We start from the raw sequence: 25,818 nt of genomic DNA, 5'->3' as shown, positions 1-25,818 counted from the left end.
GCGGGGTACCGGATATGAGCACCATTCTCGAACTGCGCTCCATCACCAAGACCTTCCCGGGTGTCAAGGCGCTCTCCGACGTCAACCTGAGCGTGCGCCAGGGCGAGATCCACGCCCTGTGCGGGGAGAACGGCGCGGGCAAGTCCACCCTGATGAAGGTGGTCAGCGGCGTCCATCCGCACGGCTCCTACGACGGCGAGATCCTCTTCGACGGCGAGACCTGCTCCTTCAAGGACATCCGCGCGAGCGAGCAGCGCGGCATCGTGATCATCCACCAGGAACTGGCGCTGATCCCGTACCTGTCCATCGCCGAGAACATCTTCCTCGGCAATGAGCACGCCACCCGCGGCCTGATCAGCTGGAACGAAACCCTCAAGCACGCCAACGCGCTGCTGAAGCGGGTGGGCCTGACGGATTCGCCGCAGACCCGGGTCACCGACATCGGCGTGGGCAAGCAACAGCTCGTGGAGATCGCCAAGGCGCTCTCCAAGGAGGTGAAGCTGCTCATCCTGGACGAGCCGACCGCGGCGCTCAACGACGAGGACAGCGGCAAACTCCTCGATCTGCTGCTGGAGTTCAAGGCCCAGGGCATCTCCTCGATCATCATCTCGCACAAGCTGAATGAGATCCGCAAGGTGGCCGACTCCGTCACCATCCTGCGCGACGGCCAGTCCATCGAGACGCTGACGGTGCGGGAGACCCCGGAGTCCAAGCCGGAGGTGTCCGAGGACCGCATCATCCGCGGCATGGTCGGCCGCGACCTCGACCACCGCTTCCCCGAACGCACCCCGTACGAGGGGGAGGACGCCGACCGGGTGGCCATGGCCATCGAGGACTGGACCGTGCACCACCCCATCGACCAGCAGCGCAAGGTCGTGGACGGGGTGTCGCTGAACGTCCGGCGCGGCGAGATCGTGGGCATCGCCGGGCTGATGGGCGCGGGCCGCACGGAGCTGGCGATGAGCGTCTTCGGGCGGACATACGGGCGCCACGCGAGCGGCCGGGTCCTCCGCGACGGCCAGGAGGTCCGTACCCGTACCGTGCCCGAGGCCATCGACCACGGCATCGCGTACGTCACCGAGGACCGCAAGACGTTCGGGCTCAACCTCGAGGACACCATCAGCCGCAACGTCTCCCTCTCCTCGCTCCCGAAGGTGGCGCGCCGCGGCGTGGTCAACGAGCACGAGGAGTCGCGGGTCGCCGAGCGGTTCCGCAAGACCATGAACATCAAGGCACCGACGGTCTTCGAGCGGGTCGGCCGGCTCAGCGGCGGCAACCAGCAGAAGGTCGTCCTCAGCAAGTGGATCTTCGCCGGTCCCGAGGTGCTCATCCTCGACGAGCCCACCCGCGGCATCGACGTCGGGGCGAAGTACGAGATCTACACGGTCATCAACGACCTCGCGGCGCAGGGCAAGGCCGTCGTCTTCATCTCCTCCGAGCTGGGCGAGTTGCTGGGGATGTGCGACCGGATCTACACGATGGCGGCCGGGCGGCTGACCGGGGAGGTTCCCCGGGCCGAGGCGACCCAGGAAGTTCTGATGCGCCACATGACCAGGGACAGGGACAGAGGAGACGAAGGATGAGCACGGCCACCCAGAAGACCGAGAGCCCGGCCCCACCGCCGGCCGAGGGCTCCAAGAGCCTCGGGACGCTGCTGCTGCAGGGCATGCGGACCAATATGCGGCAGTACGGAATGCTGGTCGCGCTCGCCCTGATCATCGTCATCTTCCAGATCTGGTCGGACAACATCCTGCTGCGCCCGCTGAACGTCACCAACCTGGTGCAGCAGAACGGCTACATCCTGATCCTCGCGATCGGCATGATGGTCGTGATCATCGCGGGGCACATCGACCTGTCGGTCGGTTCGCTCGTCGCCTTCATCGGCGCGGCAGCGGGCGTGATGATGATCAAACACGATGTGCCCTGGGGCCTCGCCGTGGTCCTGTGCCTGCTGCTCGGCGCGGTGGCCGGGGCGTGGCAGGGCTTCTGGATCGCGTACATCGGCATCCCGTCCTTCATCGTCACCCTGGCCGGCATGCTGGCCTTCCGAGGCGGCACCCAGATCCTGCTCGACGGGCAGTCCCTGTCGCCGTTCCCCGACGGCTTCGAGAAGATGAGCACCGGCTTCATCCCGGAGATGGGCCCGTACACGCAGTACCACAACCCCACGATGGTCATCGGCCTCGTCGTGTGCGCTGCCGCCGTCTGGCAGGAGTGGCGCGGCCGGCAGCAGCGCGCGGCCTATGAGCTGGAGGTCATGCCGCTCGGGCTGTTCTTCGTCAAGTGCGCCGCGATCGTGGCCGCCGTGATGGCCTTCACCATGACGCTGTCGAGCTGGCACGGGGCGCCGTACGGGCTGCTGATCCTGGCCGTGCTCTTCGTGATCTTCAGCTTCGTCATGCGCAACACCGTCGTCGGACGGCATGTGTACGCCCTCGGCGGCAACCAGTCGGCGGCCAAGCTGTCGGGTGTCCGGGACAAGCGCGTCACCTTCATGGTGTTCGTCAACATGGGCGTGCTGTCCGCCCTCGCGGGCCTGGTCTTCGCCGCCCGGCTGGGCTCCGCCACCCCGAGCGCGGGCCTCAACTTCGAACTCGAGGCCATCGCCGCCGCGTTCATCGGCGGCGCGTCGGCCAGCGGCGGTGTCGGCACGGTGCTGGGCGCCATCATCGGTGGTCTGGTGCTCGGTGTGCTCAACAACGGCATGTCGCTGGTGGGCATCGGCACCGACTACCAGCAGGTGATCAAGGGACTCGTGCTGCTGGCGGCGGTCGGCTTCGACGTCTGGAACAAGCGCCGGGTCGGTTCGTAGTACGTCATCCAACTACTTCTTGTGGAGCCGCACATGACGCACCAAACGAGCACGGGCATGAGCACGAGCAGACGCACGGTGATCACTGCCGCCGCGGCCACCGCCGCGGTGGCGGCCACCGGCACCGGCACCGCCTTCGCGAAGGACCGATCCGACGGTGAGGGACACGCGGTGAAGGAACACTTCGGCACGCTGGCCGACGGCACGAAGGTCGACCGTTGGACCATCGAGAACGGCCGCACCAAGCTGAGCGTGCTGTCGTACGGCGGCGTCGTCCAGACCCTGGAGATCCCCGACCGCCACGGCCGCCGGGCAAACGTCTCGCTGGGCTTCGCCGACCTGGACGCGTACGTCGCCGGCAGCCCGTACTTCGGCGCCCTCATCGGCCGCTACGGCAACCGCATCGCCCGCGGTACGTTCACCCTCGACGGCAAGAAGTACCAGCTGCCCGTCAACGACGGCCCCAACAGCCTGCACGGCGGCGACAAGGGCTTCGACAAGCGCGTCTGGTCCGTCGAGCCCTTCCGCAAGGGCTCGGGCGTCGGCCTCACCCTGCGCCGGGTCAGCGACGACGGCGAGATGGGCTACCCGGGCACGCTCACCGTGCGCGTCGACTACACCCTGACCGCGGCGGGCGACTTCCGCATCGACTACGAGGCCACGACGGACAAGGCCACCGTCGTCAACCTCACCAACCACACCTACTACAACCTGGCCGGGGAGGGCTCGGGGGCCGTCTACGACCACCGCGTCCAGATCGCGGCCTCCCGCTACACCCCGGTCGACAAGACCCTCATCCCGACCGGCGAGCTGGCCAGGGTCGCCGGGACCCCGTTCGACTTCCGCCGCGCCAAGGAGATCGGCCGGGACATCCGCGAGGCCCACCAGCAGGTGCTGTACGGGCAGGGGATCGACCACAACTTCGCGCTGGACAAGGGCCTCACCCGCCGCCCCGAGCACATCGTGACGGTGACCGAGCCGGAGTCGGGCCGGGTGATGAAGATCGCGACGACCGAGCCGGGTGTGCAGTTCTACACCGGAAACCAACTGACCGGCACCCTCGCGGGCACCTCGGGCCGGGTCTACCGGCAGGGCGACGGCTTCTGCCTGGAGACCCAGCACTTCCCGGACTCCCCCAACCAGCCCTCCTTCCCCTCCACGGTGCTCCGCCCGGGCCAGACCTACCGCTCCACGACGGTGCACTCCTTCTCCACCCGCTGAACCCCGCTTTCCCGTGTCCCTCCCGCTCCGCGTCCGCGCGGGGCGGGAGGTTCGTCGTTTCCCCCGCCCGTTCGAGAGGCCCCGAATGCGACCGATACGCACCTTCCTGGCCCTGGCCCTGGCCGCCCTCCCCCTGACCCAGACCACCCCGGCGACCGCCCGGGAACGCACCCCCACCGTGGAGGAACAGCGCCTCGACCGGGCCGCGCCGCAGGAGATCCTGCGCCGCAGCGGGTTCGACGACGTGGCGCCGGACTTCGTACGGGACCTGGCGCACGTAACGTCCGCCACGCAGGCCGAGCGCGTCGTACGGCGGGACGGCGGGCGGCTGTGGCGCCGTGCGGTGGACCGGGTGCAGGGGCGGGGGCCCGCCGGTGGCGACCTGAGCCGGGACGACGACCGGCCGCTGTACTGGGCCCGGCTGGGGATGACGCGGGTGCTGGGCGAGTGGGAGCCCAGCTTCCCCTTGACCGACGCCCGCCGCACCGCGCTGCTCACATCGCTGGAGCGGGGCTCCCGGGGACAGGACTCGATCGATCTCCCCACGGGCAAGCACATCAAGCGCATCGTCGTGACCGGCTTCGACCCGTTCCAGCTGGACGCCGACGTACGCCGCTCCAACCCGTCCGGCGCGGCGGCCCTCGCGCTGGACGGGATGACGCTCCGTACGCCCGACGGACCGGCGCGGATCGAGACCGCCGTCTTCCCCGTCCGCTGGGCGGACTTCGCCGACGGCACGGTGGAGCGCACGCTGCTGCCCGCCTTCCGCTCCGGGCCCCGGCAGGTCGACGCCTTCATGACGGTGAGCCAGGGCCGGGTGGGCCGCTTCGACGTCGAGCGCACCAACGGCGCCTGGCGCGGCGGCGTTCCGGACAACGCGGGCGTCTCCCGGACCGAGACCGTCCCCATCCCGGCGGACGTCCCCACCCCGCACCCCCAGCCCCAGTGGACGACGACCACCCTCCCGTACGCGAAGATCGTCGCGTCTGCCACCGGGCCGGTCCCCGTGTACGACAACACCACCGTCACCGAGATCCCGGCCGGCGCCACCACCCCGGGGGTCCGCCCGGACGGACCCACCCCCGGCTCGACGGCCCGCGCGGGCGGTGGCGGCGACTACCTCTCCAACGAGATCGCCTACCGCGCCACGCTGCTGCGCGACGCCGTCGGTCTGAAGGCCCCGGGCGGCCATCTCCACACCCCCGTGCTGCAATTCGGCCAGGGCAACACCGACCCGGCGACGGGCCAGGTGACCGACCCGGACTTCGTCCGCAACCGCGAGGCCATCACGGCCCAGGTGCACGCGGTCCTCACGGTGGTCGCGACCACGGCGCAGTAGTCGGCTACGCCCCGCCCAGCGCGTTCGCCGCGGTGTCGCCCTGGGTGGGGGCCTCGTCCTCGCCCGTGAGGTCGCGTACGAGCAGGGTGGCGCCCGCGACGGCGCCCGGCATGAGGAAGACCGCGACCAGGGGGAGCAGGAAGAGCACGGCGAGGGGGAGGCCGAAGCCGATGGTGAGGAGGCGGCGGTCGCGGAGCATGCGGCGGCGCTCCGTGAGCAGCACTCCGCGCCGCAGCAGCGCGACCGAGGTCAGCTCCTCGGCGAGGAAGAAGCCGGTCACGCAGAGGGCGAGGGCGGGGATCACGGTCTGGCCGACGACCGGGATGAAGCCGAGCGCGAAGAAGAGCACGCTCCACAGGGTGACGCGGATGAGCAGCACGATGGCCTCGCGAAGGCCGATCCACACCTCCTGCCAGGTCGAGAGCCCGGATTCGGGGACCTCGCCGCCTTCGGAGCGATCGACCTCCTCGGAGAGGGATTCGTAGAAGGGCTGGCCGACCAGGAGCGTGACCGCGGTGAACGTGATCACCGCGAGGAAGAGGCAGGCGGCGGCGAAGAGAATCGCGAGGGCGCCGCGGAAGACGGCGAGCCAGGGTGAGGACCAGTCGTCGGCGAAGGGGGTGGCCCAGGCGATGACGTCGTCGGTCCAGTAGAAGAGCACGACGAGGGCCGCCGCGTAGCCGACGAGGGTGATGAGGGCCGGGAGCATCCCGATCCCCCACCACCTGCCGTGCTGGGCCACCCAGCGTTGGCCCTTCACCAGATAGCCGATGCCCACTCCAAGATCGCGCATGGGCGAAAGCCTACTTGGCTAACGCGGCGCGTAAATGACGCCCAGCTTGTCGATCTCCTCACCGGCGCGGCCGGTGAAGCCCACGATCTGCCACCCGGCGGGGGCGGTGTAGGTGGCGGTGTCGGAGGTGGGGGTTCCGGCGGCCACGGTGCGGCCCGTGTCGGTGGTGAAGGCCGCGGAGAAGAGGCGGGTGCGGCCGTCCTTCTGGCCGCGGGTGAGGGTGACGGAGGTGAGGTGTTCGGCGGGGCCGAGGGTGAGGGTGGCGGGGGTGCCGCCGCTGCCGCCGTGGGTGAGGGTGGTGCCGCCGTTCAGGGTCAGGGACACCGCGTCGAGGCGGGAGCCGCCGCGCAGGGTGAGGGTGCGGGGCGCGGGGGTGGCGGGCAGGTCGTCGGCGTCGTTGAAGGCGGTGCCGTGCGGTCCGCCGAACTGGTCCCCGGCGCGGAGCGTGTCGGCCGCCTTCCAGGAGAAGTCCACGGTGTGCGGGTAGTGGTCGGACAGCGGCTTGCCCTCGGCGTCGAGGAAGGCGGTGTTCTCGTTGTTGTAGCGGGTGGCGGTGAGGGAGAGCAGCGGGCCGGAGCGGTAGAGGACCTTGTCGACGACCTCGCAGGTGTTGGTGACGTGGTCCGGGTCGCACACGAGCGCGTCGGACCCGGCGGGCGGGGCCGAGCCGCCGCGGACGAGGTTCACCCAGGCGTCGGTGAGGCCGTTGCGGGTGGCGAGGTCGCGGATGTTGTCGGCGGCGCGGGTGTAGCGGGTGTTGGTGTCGCCCATGACGAGCACCGCGTTTCCGGCCGAGTTGGCGGCGATGTAGTCGGAGAGCTGAGTGACGTTGGCGCGGCGGGCGGCGAGGTCGGCGTCGGTGGTCCCGGCGTTGGTGTGCACGTTGTAGAGGTCGAGGTACGCGCCTTCGGCGAGCCGCACCCGGGCCAGGGAGAAGCCCTTGGGGGTAAGGCAGTCGGTGCCGTTGCACTTGGTCCACTTGACCCGCTCGAAGTCGTCGTACGGCAGGTCGGAGAGGGTGTTGAGGCCATCGCCGAAGGCCGCGCCACCGCTGGTGGGGGTGCGGTACGAGTGGTCGTCACCGGCGTAGAGCGCGGCGTGGTAGTTGAAGTCCTCCTGGACGTTGACGATGTCGTACGCGCCCAGGCGGGGCGAGATCAGCGGGGTGTTCTTCGCCGGGTGGCCGGAGGACAGGCCCTCGGGGAGCCCGGCCACGTTGTACGTGAGGACATTGAACGAGCCGGAGGCGGGGGCGGCAGTGCCGGGCGTGGGGGCGGCGGTGGCCGCCGCGGCGGGTGTGGTGGCGCCGAGCGTGCCCGCGCAGGTGGCGAGCGCCGCGGCGGCCGCGACGGCCAGGCGGCCGATGAATCTCACGACATGAGTCCTCTCGATCAGAGCTTGCCGGTGCCCGCTTGGGCGGTCACGGTGGCGACCACCGACGACGCGGGTTCCGCCGTGTACGCGTACGGCGGTTTGGTGAAGGTGCCGGTCTGCGAGATCTCCGTGGCGCCGCCGCCCAGGTCGTTGCCGCGCAACACGGCGTAGCCGTCCACGTCGCTGCTCCGGCTGGTCGTCACGGGGACCTTGGTGTCGCGGAAGACGTTGTTCTCCACCAGCATCTGCGCGCCCATCCGGGAGTGGACGGCGGTGTCCGCGCCCTGGACGTAGTTGTCGTAGAAGTGGCCGGTGCCGAAGCGGAGGCTGGGGATGCGGGAGGAGACGTTGCTGAACCAGTTGTGGTGGTAGGTCACCTTGAGGTGTCCGGTGTCCTCACCGGCGTTGTTGTCGCTGTGCCCGACCAGGCTGCCCTTGAAGTGGTCGGCGAACTTGTTCCAGGAGACGGTGACGTTGTCGGAGCCGTGGTTGATGTCCAGCAGGCCGTCGTAAGAGTCCTTGTCGTGGTCCCGGTCCACCGAGAACGTGTTGTGGTCGATCCACACCCTGGTGGACTCCTGGACGGTCACCCCGTCGGACGGCTTCCTCGGCTTGCTGATGGCGAGGTTGCGGATGATGACGTTCGTGGCCTCCTTCAGCCGCAGGCCCCCGCCGGTGAATCCGGAGCCCGAACCGACGCCCAGCACGGTGGTGTTGGAGCCGATGTCCACCTGGCCGGTGAGGGAGAGCAGACCGGACACCTTCACGACCTTGGCGCTGTCACCGGCGACCGCGGCGGTGAAGGCGGCCAGGGTGGTGACGGTGGTGGCGGTGGCGTTGCCACCGCCGGTGGTGCCCGCGCCGAAGCCGATGGGGGCGGTCTCGGCGGTGGCGTCCACCACGTGCGTGGCGGCGTCCGCGTCCGGCGCCGAGACGGCGGCCAGGCCCCCGAGCACCAGGGTCGCGGCCACGCCCGCGGCGAGGGCCGTCAGCCGGCGCCGGTGGTGGCCGGCGGCGGTGGTGTCCGTCGTGAAGTGGTCGCCTGCGGAGTTCATCGGGTCTTCCCTTCGTGGATACCCCGGCCTTCAGGTCGAGGGGAAACGAAGCGCTGGCGGAGCAGGGCAGGGAAAGCCGGTTCGCCGACAGGGCGATTCGGCGTCTACCGTCCCCGAGCCGACACCTACTCACCTGGGAGCCGAGAGAATGTGAGGTATGGCACGGCAGGTCAAGCGGGCATTCAAGTACCGCTTTTACCCCACGGACGGGCAGGCGGCTGAGTTGTCGCGCACGTTCGGCTGTGTCCGCCTCGTGTACAACAAGGCGCTGGAGGAGCGCACGCGGGCCTGGTACGGCGAGCAGCGCCGCGTCTCCTACATGCAGTCGTCCGCCGCACTGACGGAGTGGAAGAAGACCGAGGGACTCGCCTTCCTCTCGGAGGTGTCCTCCGTCCCGCTCCAACAGGCGCTGCGCCATCTTCAGACGGCGTTCGGGAACTTTTTCGCCAAGCGGGCCAGATACCCGCGTTTCAAGTCGCGGAAGAAGTCCGGTGCGTCGGCCGAGTACACCCGCAGCGCTTTCACGTGGCGCGACGGGCGTCTGACGCTGGCGAAGATGGCCGAGCCTCTCGACATCTGCTGGTCGCGTCCGCTCCCCGTGGGGGCGAAGCCCACGACGGTGACGGTCTCCCGCGACAGCGCCGGGCGCTGGTTCGTCTCGATGCTGTGCGAGGACACCGTCACCCCCGCGCCCGCCACCACGGCCGTGGTCGGTCTGGACGCCGGGATTACCTCTCTGGTGACCCTGTCCACCGGGGAGAAGATCGCCAACCCGAAGCACGAGCGCCGCGACCGCGCCCGTCTCGCGAAGGCGCAGCGGGAGCTGTCTCGGAAGGCGAAGGGCTCCGCGAACCGGGAGAAGGCCCGCCGCCGCGTGGCTCGCATCCATGCGCGGATCGCCGACCGGCGCCGGGACTTCCTGCACAAGCTGTCGACTCGGCTCGTCCGTGAGAACCAAACGGTCGTGATCGAGGACCTCACCGTCCGCAACCTGCTGAAGAACGGCTAGCTCGCGCGCGCCATCAGTGACGCGTCGTGGACGGAACTCCGGTCCATGCTGGAGTACAAGTGCGCCTGGTACGGGCGCGAACTCGTGACGATCGACCGCTGGTTCCCCAGCTCGAAGCTGTGCGGGGCCTGCGGCACGGTCCGCGAGAAGCTGCCGCTGAACGTCCGGGAGTGGACGTGCGACTGCGGAGCCGTGCATGACCGCGGCGTGAACGCGGCGCGCAACATTTTGTCCGCCGGGCTGGCGGCGTCTGCCTGTGGAGACGGTGTAAGACCTCAACGGGAGTCCTCCCGGACGGGGCGGTCGTCGGTGAAGCAGGAACCCCAGCGGGCGACCGCTGGGACCCCTCGCCTTTAGCGGGGGAGGAAGTCAAGAAGGAGCCCTCTCGGTCGGTCGGCGGATCCCCACCCGGAGGGGCAAACGCTTGCGGGAGCACGCGGCAAGCGCGCTGGTCACCGGGGCCGGTGGAGATCGTCAAAGGTGTGGCTCTGACGGTGTCTGACAGGTGTGTGACGGTGGCGGAATTCGCTGCCCGGGCGCTGTGTGGTCAGGACCGCCCCAGCAGACGACAGCCATCACAGGAGAAGCTAGTAAGCGCTTGTTCAAAATGTCAACACCGCTGACTCATAAGGGAGTTGGCGATAAGAAGAGTTGACGCGCGGAGACTTTGCCGAACTGACAGGCGTCTCACAGACACCACCCCTACTTTCCATGCCCATGACAGACTCATCCTCCGCCCCCATCGGGCGACGCAGAGTGCTGATCGCCGGAAGTGCCGCCGCGGCCACCGTCAGCATCGGCGCCGGAACCGCCGCCACCCGCCCCGAAGCGGCCGCCACCGGAGCCGGCGGAGCCGGCGACATCGCCCCGGCCGCCCACGCGATCTGCACGCTCACCAAGCAGCTGACCGAGGGCCCGTACTACCTCGACCACGCCCTCGTACGGGCCAACGTCACCGAGGACAAGCAGGGCGTGCCCCTGGAACTCGCCCTCACCGTCGTCGACCGCGACACCTGCACACCGCTCAACAAGGCGCTCGTGGAGATCTGGCACTGCGACGCGCTCGGCGAGTACTCCGGCTTCGTCGGCAACAACGGCCACCAGGAGCCGGACAACGGGAAGTTCCTGCGCGGCGGTGTGCTCACCGGCACCGACGGCGTGGCCAAGCTGACCGGCATCTACCCCGGCTGGTACCGAGGCCGCTGCATCCACATCCACGTCAAGGTGCACACGGGCGTCACCCTCACCTCCGACGGCTCGTTCACCGGCGGCAACGAGATCCACACCGGCCAGCTCTTCTTCAACGAGACGATCACCCAGGCGGTCGCCAAGCTGACCCCGTACTCCACCAACACCGTCCCCCGCACCCCGCTGTCCTCCGACGGCATCTACGGCAACGGCGGCACCGCCGCCGGGCTGATGGCCGTGACGGCGCTGGGCAGCACACCGTCGGCCGGATACCGCGGCACCCTCACCCTGGGCATCGACGCGGACGCCTGACCGGCGACGCCCACCCCCGTCCCCCACGGACCATCCCCACCCCTCCGCCCTCTACCGCTCAGCACCCCCCACCAGGCCCCGCCCGGTTCCCCGGGCGGGGCCCGCTTTTTCGCCGGGAAGTCCCCAAGAGGTCTTGACGGTGGCCGAGACCTTACCTACGTTCTCCTGGACATCAGATGTCTGATGTCCCCGATTCCGGCAAGGAGGTCCGACAGCAATGCCGCTGTCCGACGACATCGCCGAGGCGCTGCTGACCTCGATCATCGACGGCCACTATCCGCCCGGCACGGCCCTCCCCCCGGAGCCCGTACTGGCCGAGCAGCACGCCGCCAGCCGGCTCACGCTGCGCGAGGCGATCAAGGTCCTGCGCTCGCAGAACGTCGTCCGCATCCACCGGGGACGCGGTACGTACGTCAACAATCCCGACCAGTGGACCGCGCTGGAGCCGATGATCCGCGCGGCCGCCACCGGGCCACGGGCGGGCGGGGCGATCTCCGAGAAGCTGATCGAGGCCCGGCAGATGATCGAGGTCGGCGCCGCGCAGCTGGCCGCGGTCCGGCGCACCGACGACGACCTGGCCGAACTCGCCGAGATGCTGGACGAGATGCGGGCCGCGGCCGCGGCCGGGGACACCGAACAGTTCGTGACCGCCGACATCACGTTCCACGACGTGGTGATGCGCGCCTCCGGCAACGCGTTCGTCCCGCTGCTGCTGGAGCCGTTCGGACAGCTGCTGATCGAGGGCCGTCGGCAGACCTCCGCCGTGCCCCAGATCCGTACCAACGCCGTCGCCCACCACGAACGCGTCCTGGAGGCGCTGCGCGGCGGGGACCCCGAGAAGGCCCGCCGCGCGATGGCCGCCCACATGACGCAGACGGCGGGCGACCTGCGGACGCACGTCATCGAGCCGCCCCACTAGCCACCCCCGCGCCGGTGGTGCCCCGGTCCGCCCGGCAACAGCACGAACGCGTCAGGAGAGTAGAGCCGCACATGCCCGACACCCCGCACTTCCCCGAGGCGCACGAGCTGCCTCCGCCCCGCGAGGTCGAGCCCGCCGAGGTGGCCGCCGCCGCTGTCGCCGCGGGCCGCCGCCTGGTCGTCCTGGACGACGACCCCACCGGCACCCAGACCGTCGCCGGGGTCCCCGTCCTCACCACGTGGACGGTCGACGACCTGCGCTGGGCGCTGCGCCAGGACAGCACGGCCTTCTTCGTGCTCACCAACACCCGCAGCCTCTCCCCGGACACGGCCGCGGCCCGCAACCGCGAAGTGGTACGAGCCCTCGCGGCGGCCTCCGCGGCCGAGGGCGTGGGCTACGTGCTGGCCAGCCGCAGCGACTCCACGCTGCGCGGCCACTTCCCGCTGGAGACGGACGTCCTGGCCGAGGAGACGCCCGTGGACGGCGTCGTCCTCGTCCCCGCGTACATCGAGGCGGGCCGGCTCACCGTCGACTCCGTGCACTGGATGCGGTCGGCCGAGGGGATGCTTCCGGTCGGCCGGAGCGAGTTCGCGCGCGACGCGACGTTCGGGTACGTCAACTCCCGGCTGCCGGAGTGGGTCGAGGAGAAGACCGGCGGACGGGTGCCCGCCGGGGACGTGCTGCGGATCACCGTGGAGGACCTGCGGCTGCGCGGTCCGGGCCATGTCGCCCAGCTGCTGGCCTCGCTGCGCGACGGCCGGACGGCGGTGGCGGACGCGCTCTGCGACGACGACCTGCGCGTCCTGGCCCTCGCGGGAGCGGCGGCGGAGGCGGAGGGCACGCGGCTGCTCTACCGGTGCGGCCCCTCGTTCGTACGGGCCCGGGCCGGGCAGGCCGCCCGGGCGCCGCTGACCCCGGCCGAGCTGCGCCACTCCGGCGACCGGGCGCCACACGGGCTCATCGCCGTCGGGTCCCATGTCGGGCTCACCACCCGGCAGCTGGACCGGCTGCGCGAGCGCGGCGGGATCGCCGAGTTCGAGCTGGAGGTGCCCGCCCTGCTCGACGAGGTACGCCGCGCGGCGCACATCGCCGAGGTGGCGGAGGCGTGTGCACGGGCGCTCGGCACGGGCGAGGTCGTCGTCCGCACCAGCCGCACCCTGGTGACCGGCGACGGCGCGGACGACTCCCTGGCCATCGCGCGCAGCGTGTCCGCCGCGCTGGTCGCCACCGTACGAGCCGTCACGGCGGCCCGGCGCCCCGCGTACGTCGTCGCCAAGGGCGGCATCACCTCCAGCGACATCGCGACCGAGGGCCTGGAGATCCGCCGGGCCTGGGCCCGCGGCACCCTGCTGCCCGGGATCGTCTCGCTGTGGGAGCCGGACTCCGGCCCGAGCGTCGGCATCCCGTACATCGTGTTCGCCGGGAACGTCGGCGACGACCACGCGCTCGCGGACGCCGTCGACCTGCTCAGGAGCCGATGATGCTGCTCACCGGAACCGGCGCGCCGACCGCCGCCGGGACGCCGTCGCGCCGTGGGCGGCGGGCCGGGACCCGGCCGCCCCGGCCGCGGTTGGCGACCGGCTCCCCGCTCACCCCCTGCTGACGCGATCGAGCCGGTGGCGTAAGCCAGTTGGCCACCGCGGGGGCGGCCAGTGGGTTGATCCCCCACCTCACCCACCGGCAGACAACAACACCCACCCCACTCTCCCCCACAGGAACACGTATGCCTGCTCCCACCCCCGAAACCGGCAACTCCCCCCGCACCGCCGTCATCGGCCTCGGGGCCATGGGGCTTCCCATGGCCCGGCGCCTGGCGGCCGGGGCCTTCCCCGTGACCGTGTTCGACATCGACGCCGAGCGGCGGGCCGCGGCCATTGCCGTGGGGGCCGCCGAGGCGGTCACCCCGGCCGGGGCCGTGCGGGGCGCGGACGTCGTCGTCCTCGCCGTACGGGATCAGGCCCAGGTCGACAGCGCGCTGTTCGGCGAGACCGGCGCGGCGGGCGCGCTGCGCGCCGGGGCCGTGGTCGTCCTCACCAGCACCGTGGGGCCGGTCGCGGCCCGGGCGACGGCCGCCGCGCTCGCCGAGCGGGGCGTACGGCTCGTGGACGCGCCCGTCAGCGGCGGGCCGACGCGGGCCGGGGAGGGCGATCTGCTGATCGTCGTCGGTGCCGAGCCCGACGCCCTCGACACGGCGCGCCCCGTGCTGGAGCGGCTCGCGTCCACGCTCACCGTCATCGGCGACAAGCCGGGCGACGGGCAGGCGCTCAAGGCCATCAATCAGCTGCTCGCCGGAGTGCACATCGCCGCGGCCGCCGAGGCCGTGGCCCTCGCCCGCGAACTCGGGCTCGATCCGCGGACGGTGATCGACAGCCTGAGCCGGGGCGCGGCGGGGTCGTTCATGTTCGCCGACCGGGGGCCGCGCATGGCACAGGTCTACGAGGACGAGGCGGACCCGGTCGAGGTGCGGTCGCGGCTGGACATCTTCGTGAAGGACATGGGCATCGTGACCGGGATCGCGAAGGACGCACATGTCCCGGTGCCGCTGGCGTCGGCAGCCGAGCAGCTGTATCTGCTGGGCGAGCGGGCCGGGCTCGCCGCGTACGACGACTCATCCATCGTGACCGTCCTCTCCCCGAACACGGCCGCCCGCCCGGGGAGGTTCGTCAACCCGGCGAAGGGCTCCTGAGCGCCCGGCTCACCGGGCCATGGCGTACGAGGAGCGCTCGGCGGCCGGGGCCAGGCCGGTGGCGAAGGTGTCGACGGCCAGGGCCGTGCGCAGGCAGAGGGTCGGGGCGCGGGCCCGGGCGTGGGCGACGCCGTCCGGGGAGCGGTGGTCGGTGAGGTCGGTGAGGCCACCGCGCCGGGCCGAGTCGTCGAAGGTCGCCCGCAGAGTGGCGGCCGGGATCGGGGCGCCGGCGTCCAGGGCGTGGGCGAGGGCGACCAGTTGAGCGTCGAAGAGGGCCGCGATCTCGGCGGCCTCCGGCACGGCGTCCGCCTCACGGCGCGGCTGCGCGGCGTACAGCTGCGACGCACACCGGTTGAGGTCCGCGATCGACCGCTGGACGGCCTCGGTCTCGGTGGCGCTCCAGCGGGCGCGGTGGCCGCGCGGTTCGTGGCGTACGGCGGCGACCGCGGCCTCCAGCCGCTCACGGGTGTGGCGGCTGCGGGAGCGCAGCGCGTCGATGTCCTCGTGCCGCACGACCCCCGGCTCGGTCAACCCGCCGACCAGCACGTTCAGCAGCCGCCGTTGGACGTCCGTCCACGCGGCGACCAGCGAGGACAGCCGGTCGTGGTGATACGTGGGCAGGACGACGAAGACGAGGAGCCCGATCATCGCGCCGAGGAGGGTGTCCGCGGGACGGCCCCAGGCGATGAGGTCGGGGGCCTTGCCCAGGCGGGTGATGAGCACGACGAGCCAGGCGGTGATGAAGAAGTTCAGCACCAACTGGCCGACACGCAGGGTGAGGAAGACGCACACGGTGAGCAGCACGCGGCGACGACCAGCCCGTCCGGCGTCCACCAAGCGGGCCGCAGAGCGGCCCAGGCGGCGAGGCCGCCGAGGATCGAGCCGAGCGGGCGCGCCCAGTGACGGCAGCAGTTCCTCGGCCGTCGGACCGCGCCAGGTCCCCAACCTCCGTGCGGTGTGCGGTGCGAGGGGTTGCCAACTGCTCGCCGGGGAGTGCGTACGAGGGTGAATTAGCTCGATCGTGTGAGGGTCGGCTTCCGGGCTTGCGGCGGTGTTTTCCGTGCACCCCAAACGGATCACTCCAGCCGCATCACTCCAGCCGGATCACGTTCCACGACATGGGCTCCAGCATGGCCGTCAGCACGCCGTCCGCGAGCGCCGTGCCCTCGCCCGGGTGCGGGGTGACGCGCTCGGGCTCGGCGAGGGTGTTACGGGCCTCCGGGTCGGCGTCGGCGAGGACGCTGTGTTCGACGACACGACCGGGCGCCATCCCGTGCAGCGCCACCTCCAGCGGGAGCGACCGGCGCTGGTCGCGGTTGACGGCGAAGACGGTGACCGCGCCGGTCTCGTCGTTCCGCACGGCCGTGGCGTGCAGCAGCGGCACCTCGCCGTACGTCGCCGTCTCGCGCGCGGGGCTTTCGACCGCGACCTGGAGCACCCGGCCGCGGCCGTACGCCGACGCTTGGGCGAAGGGGAAGAAGGTGGTCTGGCGCCAGGCCGGGCCGCCCGGTTCGGTCATGATCGGGGCGATGACATTGACGAGCTGGGCGAGGCAGGCGACCGTCACGCGGTCGGCGTGGCGCAGCAGCGCGATGAGGAGCGAGCCGAAGACGACGGCGTCGGTGACGGAGTAGTTGTCCTCCAGCAGGCGCGGCGCCTCATCCCAGTCGGGCGGCTCGGCGTCGTGGAAGCGGGTCTGGTACCAGACGTTCCACTCGTCGAAGGAGAGGTTGATCTTCTTCTTCGACTTCAGCCGGGCCCCCACGTGATCGCAGGTCGCGATCACGTTCTCGATAAAGGACTCCATGTCGACGGCGGAGGCGAGGAAGGAGTCGCGGTCGCCGTCGCGCTCCTCGTAGTAGGCGTGCAGGGAGATGTAGTCGACCAGGTCGTAAGCGTGCTGGAGGACCGTGGCCTCCCAGGCGGCGAAGGTCGGCATGGCCTGATTGGAGCTGCCACAGGCGACGAGCTCGACGTCCGGGTCGATCTGCCGCATGGCGCGGGCGGTCTCGGCGGCCAGCCGGCCGTACTCCTCCGCGGTCTTGTGGCCGGTCTGCCAGGGGCCGTCCATCTCGTTGCCCAGACACCACAGCCGGATCCCGTACGGGTCCTTGTCGCCGTCGCCGATGCGGCGATCGGACAGGGCGGTGCCGGACGGGTGGTTGGCGTATTCCTGCAGCTCCAGCGCCTCGGCGACGCCGCGCGTGCCGAGGTTGAGCGCCATCATGGGCTCGCCACCGACCTTGCGGACGAAGTCGACGTACTCGGAGAGACCGAAGCGGTTGGTCTCGGTCGAGCGCCAGGCGAGGTCGAGGCGACGGGGGCGCTCCTCGGCGGGCCCTGTGCCGTCCTCCCACTTGTAGCCGGAGACGAAGTTGCCGCCGGGGTAGCGCAGGGCGGTGACACCGAGTTCACGGATCAGACCGAGGACGTCGGTGCGCAGCCCGGCCTCGTCGGCGGCGGGGTGACCGGGCTCGTAGATGCCGGTGTAGACGCAGCGGCCGAGGTGTTCGACGAACGAGCCGAAGAGACGGGGGTCGACATCGCCGACGGCGAAGGCGGGGTCAAGCGTGAACCGGGCGGGGGCGGTCGACTGCATGGCGGCGCCTCTCTGCTGTTCGATATACCGGATAGAGATCGCATATCCGAACGAGACGGTAAGAGCTGGTCGCCCGCGCGTCAACGCCCCCGCCACGGCGTGCGGGCCCTGCGCCTCAGTACGCGGTCGGCCAGCCGCCACTCCAGCTCCGACGGACGGCATCAGGACGGCGGGGAGTTGAAGGCGTTACCGGAGCGGCTGAAGGCGATCCGGTCGGTGGAGGTGCGGTCCTCCAGGCCGCCGTGGGTGGAGCAGAGCAGATACGTGCCGTCGGTGGCGCGGAGCATCGTCGGGTCGTGGACGGTGATGTCGCCCGTCACCCGGCCCTAGTTCGGGTAGGCGGAGGCACTGGTCGGGAGCAGGGCGAGCAGGAGCGCGGCGGGCAGGGCGAGCCATCCGGTGCGGTGACGCGTGGTCATGCGGCGGTTCTCCTCTCGTGGTGAGTTGTCGGTGCTCTCTTGACCGGTGTGGGGGTCGCCTCTAGCGTGCGGCCGACGTTACGGAAACGTTCCGGAAGTTTTCGGAGCCTGGGAAGGGAAGTTTTCGTGATCAAGACTGCCCGTACCGCTCTCGTCGGCGCACTCGCCGCCGCCCTGATCCCTCTGGCCATGCCGTCCGCAGCCGCTGAGCAACCTTCCACCCCCGGTGCGGATTTCGGAAGACCTCTCCAGCCGATCGACGGCTTCGGCTTCTCGGAGGCCTTCCAGCGCGCCGATCTGATGCGGGGCGCGGGCGGGCTCACCCCCGAGCACCGGCGGGAGGTGCTGGATCTGCTGCTCGATCGGCGCACCGGCGCGGGGCTCAGCATCCTGCGGCTCGGCATCGGCTCGTCCTCGGACGAGGTCTACGACCACATGAAGTCCATCCAGCCCACCGACCCGGGCGGCCCGGACGCCCCGCCGCGCTACCAGTGGGACGGCAAGGACGGCGGCCAGGTGTGGCTGGCCAAGGAGGCGAAACGGTACGGCGTGCAGCGCTTCTACGCCGACGCCTGGAGCGCGCCCGGCTACATGAAGACCAACGGGACGGACGCGAACGGCGGGACCCTGAAGCCGGAATGGCGGCGCGCCTACGCCGACTATCTCGTCCAGTACGCGAAGTTCTACCGCCAGGAGGGCATCCGGATCACCGACCTCGGCTTCACCAACGAGCCGGATCTCGCCACGTCCTACGCCTCCATGCAGTTCACACCGGAGGAGGCGGCCGAGACCGTGAAGGCGGTCGGCCCGGCGGTCCGGCGCGCCGGGATCGACCTGGTGTGCTGCGACGCGGCCGGCTGGAAGCAGCAAGCCGAGTACAGCGCGGCGATCGAGGCCGACCCGGAGGCGTCGCGGTACGTGGGCACGCACACCGGCCATCCGTACGTCACGCCCTCGGACCACCCGCTGCCGACGGACCGGCGCACCTGGATGTCGGAGTGGAGCCCCAACGGCACGACATGGAACGAGGCGTGGGACGACGGCAGCAGCTATGACGGGCTCGCCGTCGCCGAGGCGATCCACACCACCCTCGCGGACGCGCGGGCGAGCGCGTACGTGTACTGGTTCGGCGCCTCGGTGGGGGCGACGCGGGGGCTCATCCAGCTCGACGGCGCGGACTACCACGTCTCGAAGCGGCTGTGGGCGCTCGCCGCGTACAGCCGCTTCGTACGGCCGGGCGCGGTACGGGTGGCAGCGTCGGCCGGGGCCGCCGCGGCGGACGGCGTGAAGGTGACGGCCTTCCGGAACCGGGACGGGGGCCGGGTACTGGAGATCCTGAACACGGGCCGGGAGGCGGTCCGTACGGACTTCACGGTGAGCGGCGGCCCCGGACACGGCTCGGTGTACCGCACCGACGAGACCCACTCGCTGAGCCGGGTCGGCCGGGCCGTGGTGCGGGGCGGCGCGCTGGACGTGGAGCTTCCGCCGCGCGCCCTGACCACGGTGGTGCTGCCGTAGGGCGCGCGCCGGCCTCCCCGCAGCCGGTCCTCGCTCAGTCCTCGAAGGAGACGATCATCTTGCCGATGTTCTCGCCGCGGAGCATGCCGAGGAAGGCGTCCGCCGCGTTGTCCACGCCCTTGACGATGGTCTCGCGGTAGCGCAGCTTGCCCTCGCGCACCCAGGCGCCGACCTCCTCGAAGAACTGCGGCTGGAGGTGGTTGTGGTCGCTGACCAGCATGCCCTGGATGCGCAGCCGCTTGCCGATGACGAGCGCGAGGTTGCGCGGGGCGGCGGGCGGCTCGGTCTCGTTGTAGAGCGAGATCATGCCGCAGACGGCGATGCGGCCGTGCACCTTGAGGCTGCTGAGGGCGGCCTCGAGGTGGTCGCCGCCGACGTTGTCGAAGTAGACATCGATGCCGTCGGGGGCGGCCTCCTTCAGCTGCTCGGCTACGGGGCCGTTCTTGTAGTTGAACGCCGCGTCGAAGCCGTACTCGTCGAGCAGCAGCCGCACCTTCTCGTCCGAGCCCGCGCTGCCGATGACCCGCGAGGCGCCCTTGAGCTTGGCGATCTGGCCGACCTCACTGCCGACCGCGCCCGCCGCGCCGGAGACGAACACCGCGTCGCCCTCCTTGAACGACGCGACCTCCAGCAGCCCCGAGTAGGCGGTCAGGCCCGTCATCCCGAGCACCCCGAGGTACGTGGTGAGCGGGGCGACCTGCGGGTCCACCTTCACCGCGCGCTTGCCGTCCACCACCGCGTACTCGCGCCAGCCGCTGAAGTGCAGGACGTGGTCGCCGACCGCGAGGCCGTCCGCGTTCGAGGCGATCACCGTGCCGACCGCGCCGCCCTCCATCGGCTGGTCCAGCTGGAACGGCGGCACGTACGACTTCACGTCGTTCATCCGCCCGCGCATGTACGGGTCCACCGACATGTACAGGTTGCGGACCAGCACCTGACCCGCGCCCGGCTCGGCCACCGGAACCTCGCGCAGCGCGAAGTCCTCCGGCTTCGGCCAGCCCTGGGGGCGGGCGACGAGGTGCCATTCACGGCCGGTGGCGGGGATCGCGGACATCGAACTGCCTCCTCATGAATACTTCAGTAACTAAAACAATCATGGGCCTCGATATTTCATGTTGTCAAGTAAACGAGTAACCTGGGAGGCATGACGCCCCCCATCGACCCGCTGACGCTCGAGGTCGTCGAGCTGATCGGCACCATCGTGGTCCGCTATCACGAGGAGTACGAAGAAGCCGCCGCCAAGCACGCCCTCACCGGCGCCCAGGCGCGCGTCCTGGGCCTGCTCTCCCGGGGGCCGACGCCGATGCGGCGGATAGCGCAGCAGCTCAAGTGCGAGCCGTCGAACGTCACCGGGATCGTGGACCGCCTGGAGTCCCGCGGCCTCGCCGAGCGCCGCCTCGACCCCGCCGACCGCCGCGTCAAGCTCGCCGCCGCGACGGAGGCGGGCAGCGAGACCGCCGAGCGGCTGCGCGGCTCGCTGGACTTCGCCCGCGAGCCGCTGGCCGGGCTGTCGGCGGAGGAGCGGACGGTGCTGCGGGACCTGCTGCAACGGATGCTGGGCGTCACGCCGTAGGCACTGAAACCGCGATGAAACCGCGCTGAACCCGCCCCGCCGCACGCTGTGCGGCATGACGACGACATCGCAAGCACTCGCCATCGCGGCCAGGGGGTTGCACAAAGCCTATGGCGAGAAGAAGGTCCTCGACGGCATCGATCTGACCGTGCCGCAGGGCACGGTCTTTTCCCTCCTGGGCCCCAACGGCGCGGGCAAGACCACCGCCGTCAAGATCCTCTCCACCCTCATCACCGCCGACGCCGGTGACCTGCGCGTCGGCGGCCACGACCTCGCCACCGACCCGCAGGCGGTCCGCGCCGCGATCGGCGTCACCGGGCAGTTCTCCGCCGTCGACGGCCTGATCACCGGCGAGGAGAACATGCTCCTCATGGCGGACCTGCACCACCTCTCCAAGCGCGAAAGACGCCAGGTCACCGCCGAGTTGCTGGAGCGCTTCGACCTCACCGAGGCCGCGTCGAGGCCCGCCGCCACCTACTCCGGCGGCATGAAACGCCGCCTCGACATCGCCATGACCCTGGTCGGCAACCCGCGGATCATCTTCCTCGACGAGCCCACCACCGGACTCGACCCGCGCTCCCGCCACACCATGTGGCAGATCATCCGCGAACTCGTCTCCGGCGGCGTGACCGTCTTCCTCACCACCCAGTACCTGGAGGAGGCCGACGAACTCGCCGACCGCATCGCGGTGCTGAGCGACGGCAAGATCGCCGCCGAGGGCACCGCCGAGGAGCTGAAGCGGCTCATCCCGGGCGGACACGTCCGGCTGCGGTTCGCCGACCCGGCCGCGTACCAGTCCGCCGCCCTGGCCCTGCGCGAGGTCACGACGGACGACGAGGCGCAGTCGCTGCGGATCCCCAGCGACGGCAGCCAGCGCGAGCTGCGCTCCCTCCTCGACTGGCTGGACTCGGCCGGAATCGAGGCGGATGAGCTGACCGTGCACACCCCCGACCTCGACGACGTGTTCTTCGCCCTCACCGGCGGCGCCGACATCCCCCACCAGCCCAAGGAGACCGTCCGATGAGCGCTCTGACCCTCGCCGTACGCGACTCCGCCACCATGCTGCGCCGCAACCTCCTGCACGCCCGGCGCTACCCGTCCCTCACCCTGAACATCCTGCTGACGCCGATCATCCTGCTGCTGCTCTTCGTCTACGTCTTCGGCGACGTGATGAGCGCGGGCATCGGGGGCGGCGGCGCCGACCGCTCCGAGTACATCGCCTATCTCGTTCCGGGCATCCTGCTGATGACCATCGGCGCCACCCCGGCGGGAACCGCGGTATCCGTAGCCATGGACATGACCGAGGGCATCATCGCCCGCTTCCGCACGATGGCGATCCACCGAGGGTCGGTGCTCATCGGGCATGTCGTCGGCAGCGTGCTCCAGGCGGTCATCAGCGTGGTGCTCGTCGGCGCCGTCGCCGTGGCCATCGGCTTCCGGTCCACCGATGCCACCGTCCTGGAGTGGCTGGCGGCATTCGGACTGCTCACCCTGGTCGCCACGGCGTTCACCTGGATGGCCGTCGGAATGGGCATGGCCAGCCCGAACGTCGAGGCGGCCAGCAACAACGCGATGCCACTGATCATCCTCCCGTTCATCTCGAGCGCCTTCGTCCCGGTCGACGCGATGCCGGGCTGGTTCCAGCCGGTCGCCGAGTACCAGCCGTTCACGCCCGCCATCGAGACCCTGCGCGGGCTGCTGCTCGGCAGCGAGATCGGCAACAACGGGTGGATCACGATCGGCTGGTGCCTGGGCCTGACCGCGCTCGGCTACTGCTGGTCGAAGGCGCTGTTCAAGCGCGACCCGAAATGAGCGCGCGGGCTGCCTCCCGCAACTCGTCCCGCCCCAGGGCGGCGTACTCCGACACCGCGTCGGCGTACGCCGTCCCGTCGGCCTCCTCGGCCGCCCGCCGGGCGCGGGCTTCCGACATCGTCGGCTGGAAATCGCGCAGCACCCGCAGCCGTTCGGCCAGCGCGATCAGCCGTACGGCACCGGCGTCGCCGGTCGCGAGCCACGCCATGCCGAGCGCGTGCAGCACCGTCCCGAGAACGGGCAGCTCCACAGGTGGGCAGGACGGGCCGGAGAACAGCGTCCGCAGCCGGTCGGCCGACTCCGCGACGAGGTCGGGGCGGCCGGCCTGCGCGTGCGCCGTCACCGCCGCCGAGCGGATCTGAAGCGCCCACTGGTCGACCCAGAGGTCGCCGCCGTACGGCGAGCCGGCCTCGCGCATCCGCTCCACGGCGCGGCGCCACAGGCCGAGCCCGGCCTCCGGCAGCCCACGGGCGAGCGCGATCTCGGCGCGCACGCCGAGATCGGGGCTGTAGAAGGCGTCCTGCGGCCGGGCGCTGTCACCCTCCGCCTGCCGCAGCCAGTACTCGGCCTCATCGGGATCGCCGCGCTGCAGGCAGGCAAGGGCGAGGCCCCAGCGGATGCCGATGTAGTCGTGCTCGCCGCCGAGCCGCCGCAGCGTCTCCAGCGCGGTCCTGAGGTGCCCGTACGCGGCCTCGCCCTCCCCCAGCTTCAAGCACAGCTCGCTCAGCCGGGAGTGGGCCATGACCCGTAGGGAATGGTTCTCGATCGGTGCCAGTGCGGCGATCATCCGGCGAGCCGAGGCGAGCGCCCGGTCGAAGTCGTGCTCGTACTCCCAGACGTAGGTGGCGACGCACTCGGCGATGCCGACGACCAGCGGCTGCTCGCTGTCGCAGAGCTTCCGCAGCACGTCGTAGTGGGGAGGCAGCATCTCGGGGACCGCGCTCAGCACCACCGAGGTGGCGCGCAGCAGCGTGTCCGGCGGGGCCGGGGGCAGCCGCCGGAGGGTGACGAGGTGGCGTACGACGTGCGGGCCGAAGTTCATGAACAGGGCCGCCGTGCACAACACCGCGGCAGCGCGGGCGACTTCGACGTACTCCGGCTCGGGGTGGTAGTGCGACAGCGGCGGGCCGGTGTCCGCGGCCAGGACGGCGAGGCGGGGGAAGTCGGAGTCGGTGGACCACAGGGCGGCGAGAACGGCGGTGACGGCGGCGGTGGCGGGGCCGTCCGTACGGGCCAGGGCGTGCCGCAGCGCCGCCACGAGGTTGTCCTGCTCGGTCTTGATCCGCTCCCGGTCGGCAAGGGGTTCCGGGCCGAAGAGCACGTCCTGGTACGCGACGCCGAAGTCCCGTGCCCAGACGAGGAACCGGCCGACCGCCTCCTCCTCCCCGCCCGCCTCCGCGCACCGGGCCGCGCTGAACTCCCGTACGGTCTCCAGCATCCGGAACCGTACGCCCAGCGGGGTGTCGGCGACGGTCAGCAGCGACTGACCGGCCAACTGCTCCAGCAGGAGCAGCGCCTCCTCGCCCAGCACCCGCTCCGCCGCCTCGCCGGAGAAGCCGCCCGGGAAGACGGACAGCGTGCGCAGCGCCGCCCTGGCGTCCTCCGCGAGCAGGTTCCAGCTCCACTCCACGACCGCGTGCAGCGTGCGGTGGCGCTCCGGCGCGTCTCGTGCCCCACCGCGCAGCAGCGCGAACCGGTCGCCGAGGCGGCGGGCGATCTCCGGCACCGACAGCACCCGCACCCGCGCCGCCGCCAACTCCACGGCCAGCGGCAGCCCGTCGAGGTGGCGGCACAGCTCGGCCACCGCGTGCGGCGGCAGCTCCACACCGGGCCGGGCGGCCCGGGCACGCTGCGCGAACAGCTCGACCGAGGTGTCGAGACCCAGCTCCGGCAGCGCGTACACCACCTCCGATGTGAGGCCCAGCGGGGCCCGGCTGGTGGCGAGCACCCGCAGGTCCTTCGAGGACGAGACCAGGGCCTGTACGAGGCCGGCGGCGCCCCCGACGATGTGCTCGCAGTTGTCCAGCACCAGCAGTGCGGGCCCGGAGCCGAGCACGCCGAGGATGCCGGCCACCGGGTCGGCCGAAGCGAGGCCGCTCAGGGCGCCGTGCCGCCCCTCGCCCGCACCGAGCGCGGAGGCCACCTCCCTGGCCACGTCCTCGTCCGCGGTGACGCCTGCGAGCGGCACGAAATACACCACCCGCTGCTCAGCCCGGCGGCTGACCGCGTGCGCGAGCCGGGTCTTGCCGAGGCCGCCGGGGCCCACGACGGTGACGGCCCGGGAGGCGCGCAACAACCGCCGCACCTCCGCGATGTCCTCATCCCGCCCCAGCAGCGGGTTCGGCTCGTGCGGCACGCCGTGCCCGCCCGCGGGCGCCTCGCCGCGCAGCAGCTCCCGCTGCACGGCCTGAAGCCCGGCTCCCGGGTCCGTGCCGAGCTGGTCGCGCAGCTCACGGCGGTACGCCTCGTACCGCGTCAGCGCGGCGGACGGGCCCGCCGTCGCCGCCTCACAGCGCAGCAGCTCGGCGAGCACCTCCTCGTCGCGCGGACGCTCCGCGGCGGCCGCGGCCAGCGGCACGGCCGCCTCCGCGTGCCGCCCCAGCCGGGCCAGCGCGAGCGCCCGCGCGCGGACGAGCGCCCCCCGGACGGGGGCGCGCTCGGCGCGCAGCGCGGCTACGGGGTCGTCGGTGTCACCGGCCCCGTCAGGGGTGCCCTCCCACAGCGCGAGCCCGGCCTCGGCCGCGCACAGCGATCCCGCGTGGTCCCCGGCCCTGGCCCGGTCCGCGCTCGCGGCGGCGTGCAGCAGCAGGGCGGAGCTGTCGACCTGCGCCTCGGCGAGGGCGAGCCGGTACCCGGTCGGTGTGCTCGCGATGACGTCGGCGCCCAACTGCGCCCGCGCCCTGGACACGAGAACCTGCACCGCCTTCCCCGGCCGCTCCGGCAACGCGTCCGGCCACAGCCCCGACACCAGCCGCTCGGTGCCGCAGCCCGTGCGCAGGTCACCCGCGAGCAGCGCCAGGAGGGCCCGGAGCCGGGGCGCGGTGACCTCCCGCCCGCGATAGGCGACACGCGGCAGCAGGGTCAGGTCGATGGTCACCCGTGCAGATTAGGCGCAACGGCCCGGCCGTGCGGCCCGCTGTGCAGCGGCAGCAAACTCGACCAGAGTGACGTCGGGGATCTCAGCGGCGT

Annotated in this window: 20 protein-coding genes and 1 pseudogene; 13 read left to right on the top strand and 8 right to left on the bottom strand. The window is 71.4% G+C overall.

From position 1 onward, the window contains the following. Positions 1–14 precede the first annotated feature (14 nt). The 4 genes from mmsA (at position 15) to ACH4SI_RS33610 (ending at position 5,372) form a co-directional block, all read left to right on the top strand. Positions 15–1,583 carry a multiple monosaccharide ABC transporter ATP-binding protein gene (gene mmsA / locus ACH4SI_RS33625; protein ID WP_398302472.1) on the top strand — a complete coding sequence of 523 codons (1,569 nt, stop codon included), beginning with the start codon at positions 15–17 and terminating at the stop codon, positions 1,581–1,583. Continuing rightward, positions 1,580–2,812, top strand: a complete 1,233-nt coding sequence (gene mmsB, locus ACH4SI_RS33620; RefSeq protein WP_398302470.1) for a multiple monosaccharide ABC transporter permease — start codon at positions 1,580–1,582, stop codon at positions 2,810–2,812. Before mmsA ends, mmsB begins: the two co-directional genes overlap by 4 nt. 57 nt (positions 2,813–2,869) lie before the next feature. Beyond that, positions 2,870–4,033 (top strand): aldose epimerase family protein, encoded by a 1,164-nt coding sequence (locus ACH4SI_RS33615; RefSeq protein WP_398302468.1) that lies wholly within the window; start codon positions 2,870–2,872, stop codon positions 4,031–4,033. 85 nt (positions 4,034–4,118) lie between these two features. Then, complete coding sequence (locus tag ACH4SI_RS33610) at positions 4,119–5,372, top strand: pyroglutamyl peptidase (RefSeq protein WP_398302466.1); 1,254 nt, start codon at positions 4,119–4,121, stop codon at positions 5,370–5,372. A 4-nt stretch (positions 5,373–5,376) separates the two neighbouring features. Here ACH4SI_RS33610 and ACH4SI_RS33605 read toward each other — a convergent pair whose 3' ends face one another. Genes ACH4SI_RS33605 through ACH4SI_RS33595 form a run of 3 tightly spaced genes read right to left on the bottom strand, consistent with a single transcriptional unit; the run spans position 5,377 to position 8,594 of the window. Then, positions 5,377–6,165, bottom strand: coding sequence for an EI24 domain-containing protein (locus ACH4SI_RS33605; RefSeq protein WP_398302464.1), 789 nt, complete (start codon positions 6,163–6,165; stop codon positions 5,377–5,379). Between the two features lie 18 nt (positions 6,166–6,183). After that, a complete protein-coding gene (locus ACH4SI_RS33600; RefSeq protein ID WP_398302462.1) occupies positions 6,184–7,539 on the bottom strand; it encodes a jacalin-like lectin in 1,356 nt (451 codons plus the stop codon). A 17-nt stretch (positions 7,540–7,556) separates the two neighbouring features. Continuing rightward, positions 7,557–8,594: a polysaccharide lyase family 1 protein gene (locus ACH4SI_RS33595; RefSeq protein ID WP_398302460.1), complete on the bottom strand. Its 1,038-nt coding sequence runs from the start codon at positions 8,592–8,594 to the stop codon at positions 7,557–7,559. Between the two features lie 157 nt (positions 8,595–8,751). Between ACH4SI_RS33595 and ACH4SI_RS33590 the strand changes: the two are divergent. From ACH4SI_RS33590 to ACH4SI_RS33570, 5 genes and pseudogenes are all read left to right on the top strand, one after another. Continuing rightward, positions 8,752–9,960, top strand: a pseudogene (locus ACH4SI_RS33590) (RNA-guided endonuclease InsQ/TnpB family protein). A gap of 354 nt (positions 9,961–10,314) precedes the next feature. Continuing rightward, positions 10,315–11,103 (top strand): intradiol ring-cleavage dioxygenase, encoded by a 789-nt coding sequence (locus tag ACH4SI_RS33585; RefSeq protein WP_398302458.1) that lies wholly within the window; start codon positions 10,315–10,317, stop codon positions 11,101–11,103. Between the two features lie 217 nt (positions 11,104–11,320). After that, entirely contained in the window at positions 11,321–12,022 is a 702-nt protein-coding gene (locus ACH4SI_RS33580) for a FadR/GntR family transcriptional regulator (protein ID WP_398302456.1), read from the top strand. Between the two features lie 71 nt (positions 12,023–12,093). Then, positions 12,094–13,503 (top strand): four-carbon acid sugar kinase family protein, encoded by a 1,410-nt coding sequence (locus ACH4SI_RS33575; protein ID WP_398302454.1) that lies wholly within the window; start codon positions 12,094–12,096, stop codon positions 13,501–13,503. Between the two features lie 242 nt (positions 13,504–13,745). Beyond that, positions 13,746–14,708 carry an NAD(P)-dependent oxidoreductase gene (locus ACH4SI_RS33570; RefSeq protein WP_398302452.1) on the top strand — a complete coding sequence of 321 codons (963 nt, stop codon included), beginning with the start codon at positions 13,746–13,748 and terminating at the stop codon, positions 14,706–14,708. A 9-nt stretch (positions 14,709–14,717) separates the two neighbouring features. On the opposite strand, the gene ACH4SI_RS33565 is transcribed toward ACH4SI_RS33570, so the two are convergent. From ACH4SI_RS33565 to ACH4SI_RS33555, 3 genes are all read right to left on the bottom strand, one after another. After that, on the bottom strand, positions 14,718–15,512 hold the full coding sequence (locus ACH4SI_RS33565) for a hypothetical protein (RefSeq protein WP_398302450.1): 795 nt from the start codon (positions 15,510–15,512) through the stop codon (positions 14,718–14,720). Between the two features lie 286 nt (positions 15,513–15,798). Beyond that, positions 15,799–17,307, bottom strand: coding sequence for an alpha-N-arabinofuranosidase (locus ACH4SI_RS33560; protein ID WP_398302448.1), 1,509 nt, complete (start codon positions 17,305–17,307; stop codon positions 15,799–15,801). Positions 17,308–17,468: 161 nt separating this feature from the next. Beyond that, positions 17,469–17,627, bottom strand: a complete 159-nt coding sequence (locus tag ACH4SI_RS33555; protein ID WP_398302446.1) for a hypothetical protein — start codon at positions 17,625–17,627, stop codon at positions 17,469–17,471. Between the two features lie 225 nt (positions 17,628–17,852). On the opposite strand from ACH4SI_RS33555, the gene ACH4SI_RS33550 reads away from it, so the two are divergent. Then, entirely contained in the window at positions 17,853–19,244 is a 1,392-nt protein-coding gene (locus ACH4SI_RS33550) for a glycoside hydrolase (protein ID WP_398302444.1), read from the top strand. 34 nt (positions 19,245–19,278) lie between these two features. Here ACH4SI_RS33550 and ACH4SI_RS33545 read toward each other — a convergent pair whose 3' ends face one another. Next, positions 19,279–20,298 (bottom strand): NADP-dependent oxidoreductase, encoded by a 1,020-nt coding sequence (locus ACH4SI_RS33545; RefSeq protein ID WP_398302442.1) that lies wholly within the window; start codon positions 20,296–20,298, stop codon positions 19,279–19,281. 90 nt (positions 20,299–20,388) lie between these two features. Here ACH4SI_RS33545 and ACH4SI_RS33540 point away from each other — a divergent pair, with 90 nt between their 5' ends. The 3 genes from ACH4SI_RS33540 to ACH4SI_RS33530 are packed head-to-tail and all read left to right on the top strand — an operon-like array spanning position 20,389 to position 22,629. Further along, a complete protein-coding gene (locus ACH4SI_RS33540) occupies positions 20,389–20,817 on the top strand; it encodes a MarR family winged helix-turn-helix transcriptional regulator (RefSeq protein WP_398302440.1) in 429 nt (142 codons plus the stop codon). Positions 20,818–20,872: 55 nt separating this feature from the next. After that, positions 20,873–21,841: an ATP-binding cassette domain-containing protein gene (locus ACH4SI_RS33535; RefSeq protein ID WP_398302438.1), complete on the top strand. Its 969-nt coding sequence runs from the start codon at positions 20,873–20,875 to the stop codon at positions 21,839–21,841. Then, positions 21,838–22,629 (top strand): ABC transporter permease, encoded by a 792-nt coding sequence (locus ACH4SI_RS33530; RefSeq protein WP_398302436.1) that lies wholly within the window; start codon positions 21,838–21,840, stop codon positions 22,627–22,629. The genes ACH4SI_RS33535 and ACH4SI_RS33530 overlap by 4 nt, the downstream gene beginning before the upstream one ends. Here ACH4SI_RS33530 and ACH4SI_RS33525 read toward each other — a convergent pair. After that, positions 22,610–25,726 carry an ATP-binding protein gene (locus ACH4SI_RS33525; RefSeq protein ID WP_398302433.1) on the bottom strand — a complete coding sequence of 1,039 codons (3,117 nt, stop codon included), beginning with the start codon at positions 25,724–25,726 and terminating at the stop codon, positions 22,610–22,612. The two genes, ACH4SI_RS33530 and ACH4SI_RS33525, sit on opposite strands and share 20 nt — an antisense overlap. Positions 25,727–25,818 lie beyond the last annotated feature (92 nt).

The sequence above is a fragment of the Streptomyces sp. NPDC021212 genome (genome assembly GCF_044332925.1).
Taxonomy (GTDB): Bacteria; Actinomycetota; Actinomycetes; order Streptomycetales; family Streptomycetaceae; genus Streptomyces.
The sequence above is the reverse complement of the archived record's forward strand: the minus strand, read 5'-3'. Positions and strand labels throughout refer to the sequence as shown.

Bases quoted from the DNA above. Each gene is read 5' to 3' on its own strand.
- ACH4SI_RS33615 (WP_398302468.1), top strand. From the start codon at position 2,870: ATGAGCACGAGCAGACGCACGGTGATCACTGCCGCCGCGGCCACCGCC.
- ACH4SI_RS33605 (WP_398302464.1), bottom strand. From the start codon at position 6,165: ATGCGCGATCTTGGAGTGGGCATCGGCTATCTGGTGAAGGGCCAACGC.
- ACH4SI_RS33595 (WP_398302460.1), bottom strand. From the start codon at position 8,594: ATGAACTCCGCAGGCGACCACTTCACGACGGACACCACCGCCGCCGGC.
- ACH4SI_RS33610 (WP_398302466.1), top strand. From the start codon at position 4,119: ATGCGACCGATACGCACCTTCCTGGCCCTGGCCCTGGCCGCCCTCCCC.
- ACH4SI_RS33540 (WP_398302440.1), top strand. From the start codon at position 20,389: ATGACGCCCCCCATCGACCCGCTGACGCTCGAGGTCGTCGAGCTGATC.
- mmsA (WP_398302472.1), top strand. From the start codon at position 15: ATGAGCACCATTCTCGAACTGCGCTCCATCACCAAGACCTTCCCGGGT.
- mmsB (WP_398302470.1), top strand. From the start codon at position 1,580: ATGAGCACGGCCACCCAGAAGACCGAGAGCCCGGCCCCACCGCCGGCC.
- ACH4SI_RS33560 (WP_398302448.1), bottom strand. From the start codon at position 17,307: ATGCAGTCGACCGCCCCCGCCCGGTTCACGCTTGACCCCGCCTTCGCC.
- ACH4SI_RS33545 (WP_398302442.1), bottom strand. From the start codon at position 20,298: ATGTCCGCGATCCCCGCCACCGGCCGTGAATGGCACCTCGTCGCCCGC.
- ACH4SI_RS33585 (WP_398302458.1), top strand. From the start codon at position 10,315: ATGCCCATGACAGACTCATCCTCCGCCCCCATCGGGCGACGCAGAGTG.
- ACH4SI_RS33535 (WP_398302438.1), top strand. From the start codon at position 20,873: ATGACGACGACATCGCAAGCACTCGCCATCGCGGCCAGGGGGTTGCAC.
- ACH4SI_RS33580 (WP_398302456.1), top strand. From the start codon at position 11,321: ATGCCGCTGTCCGACGACATCGCCGAGGCGCTGCTGACCTCGATCATC.
- ACH4SI_RS33530 (WP_398302436.1), top strand. From the start codon at position 21,838: ATGAGCGCTCTGACCCTCGCCGTACGCGACTCCGCCACCATGCTGCGC.
- ACH4SI_RS33575 (WP_398302454.1), top strand. From the start codon at position 12,094: ATGCCCGACACCCCGCACTTCCCCGAGGCGCACGAGCTGCCTCCGCCC.
- ACH4SI_RS33570 (WP_398302452.1), top strand. From the start codon at position 13,746: ATGCCTGCTCCCACCCCCGAAACCGGCAACTCCCCCCGCACCGCCGTC.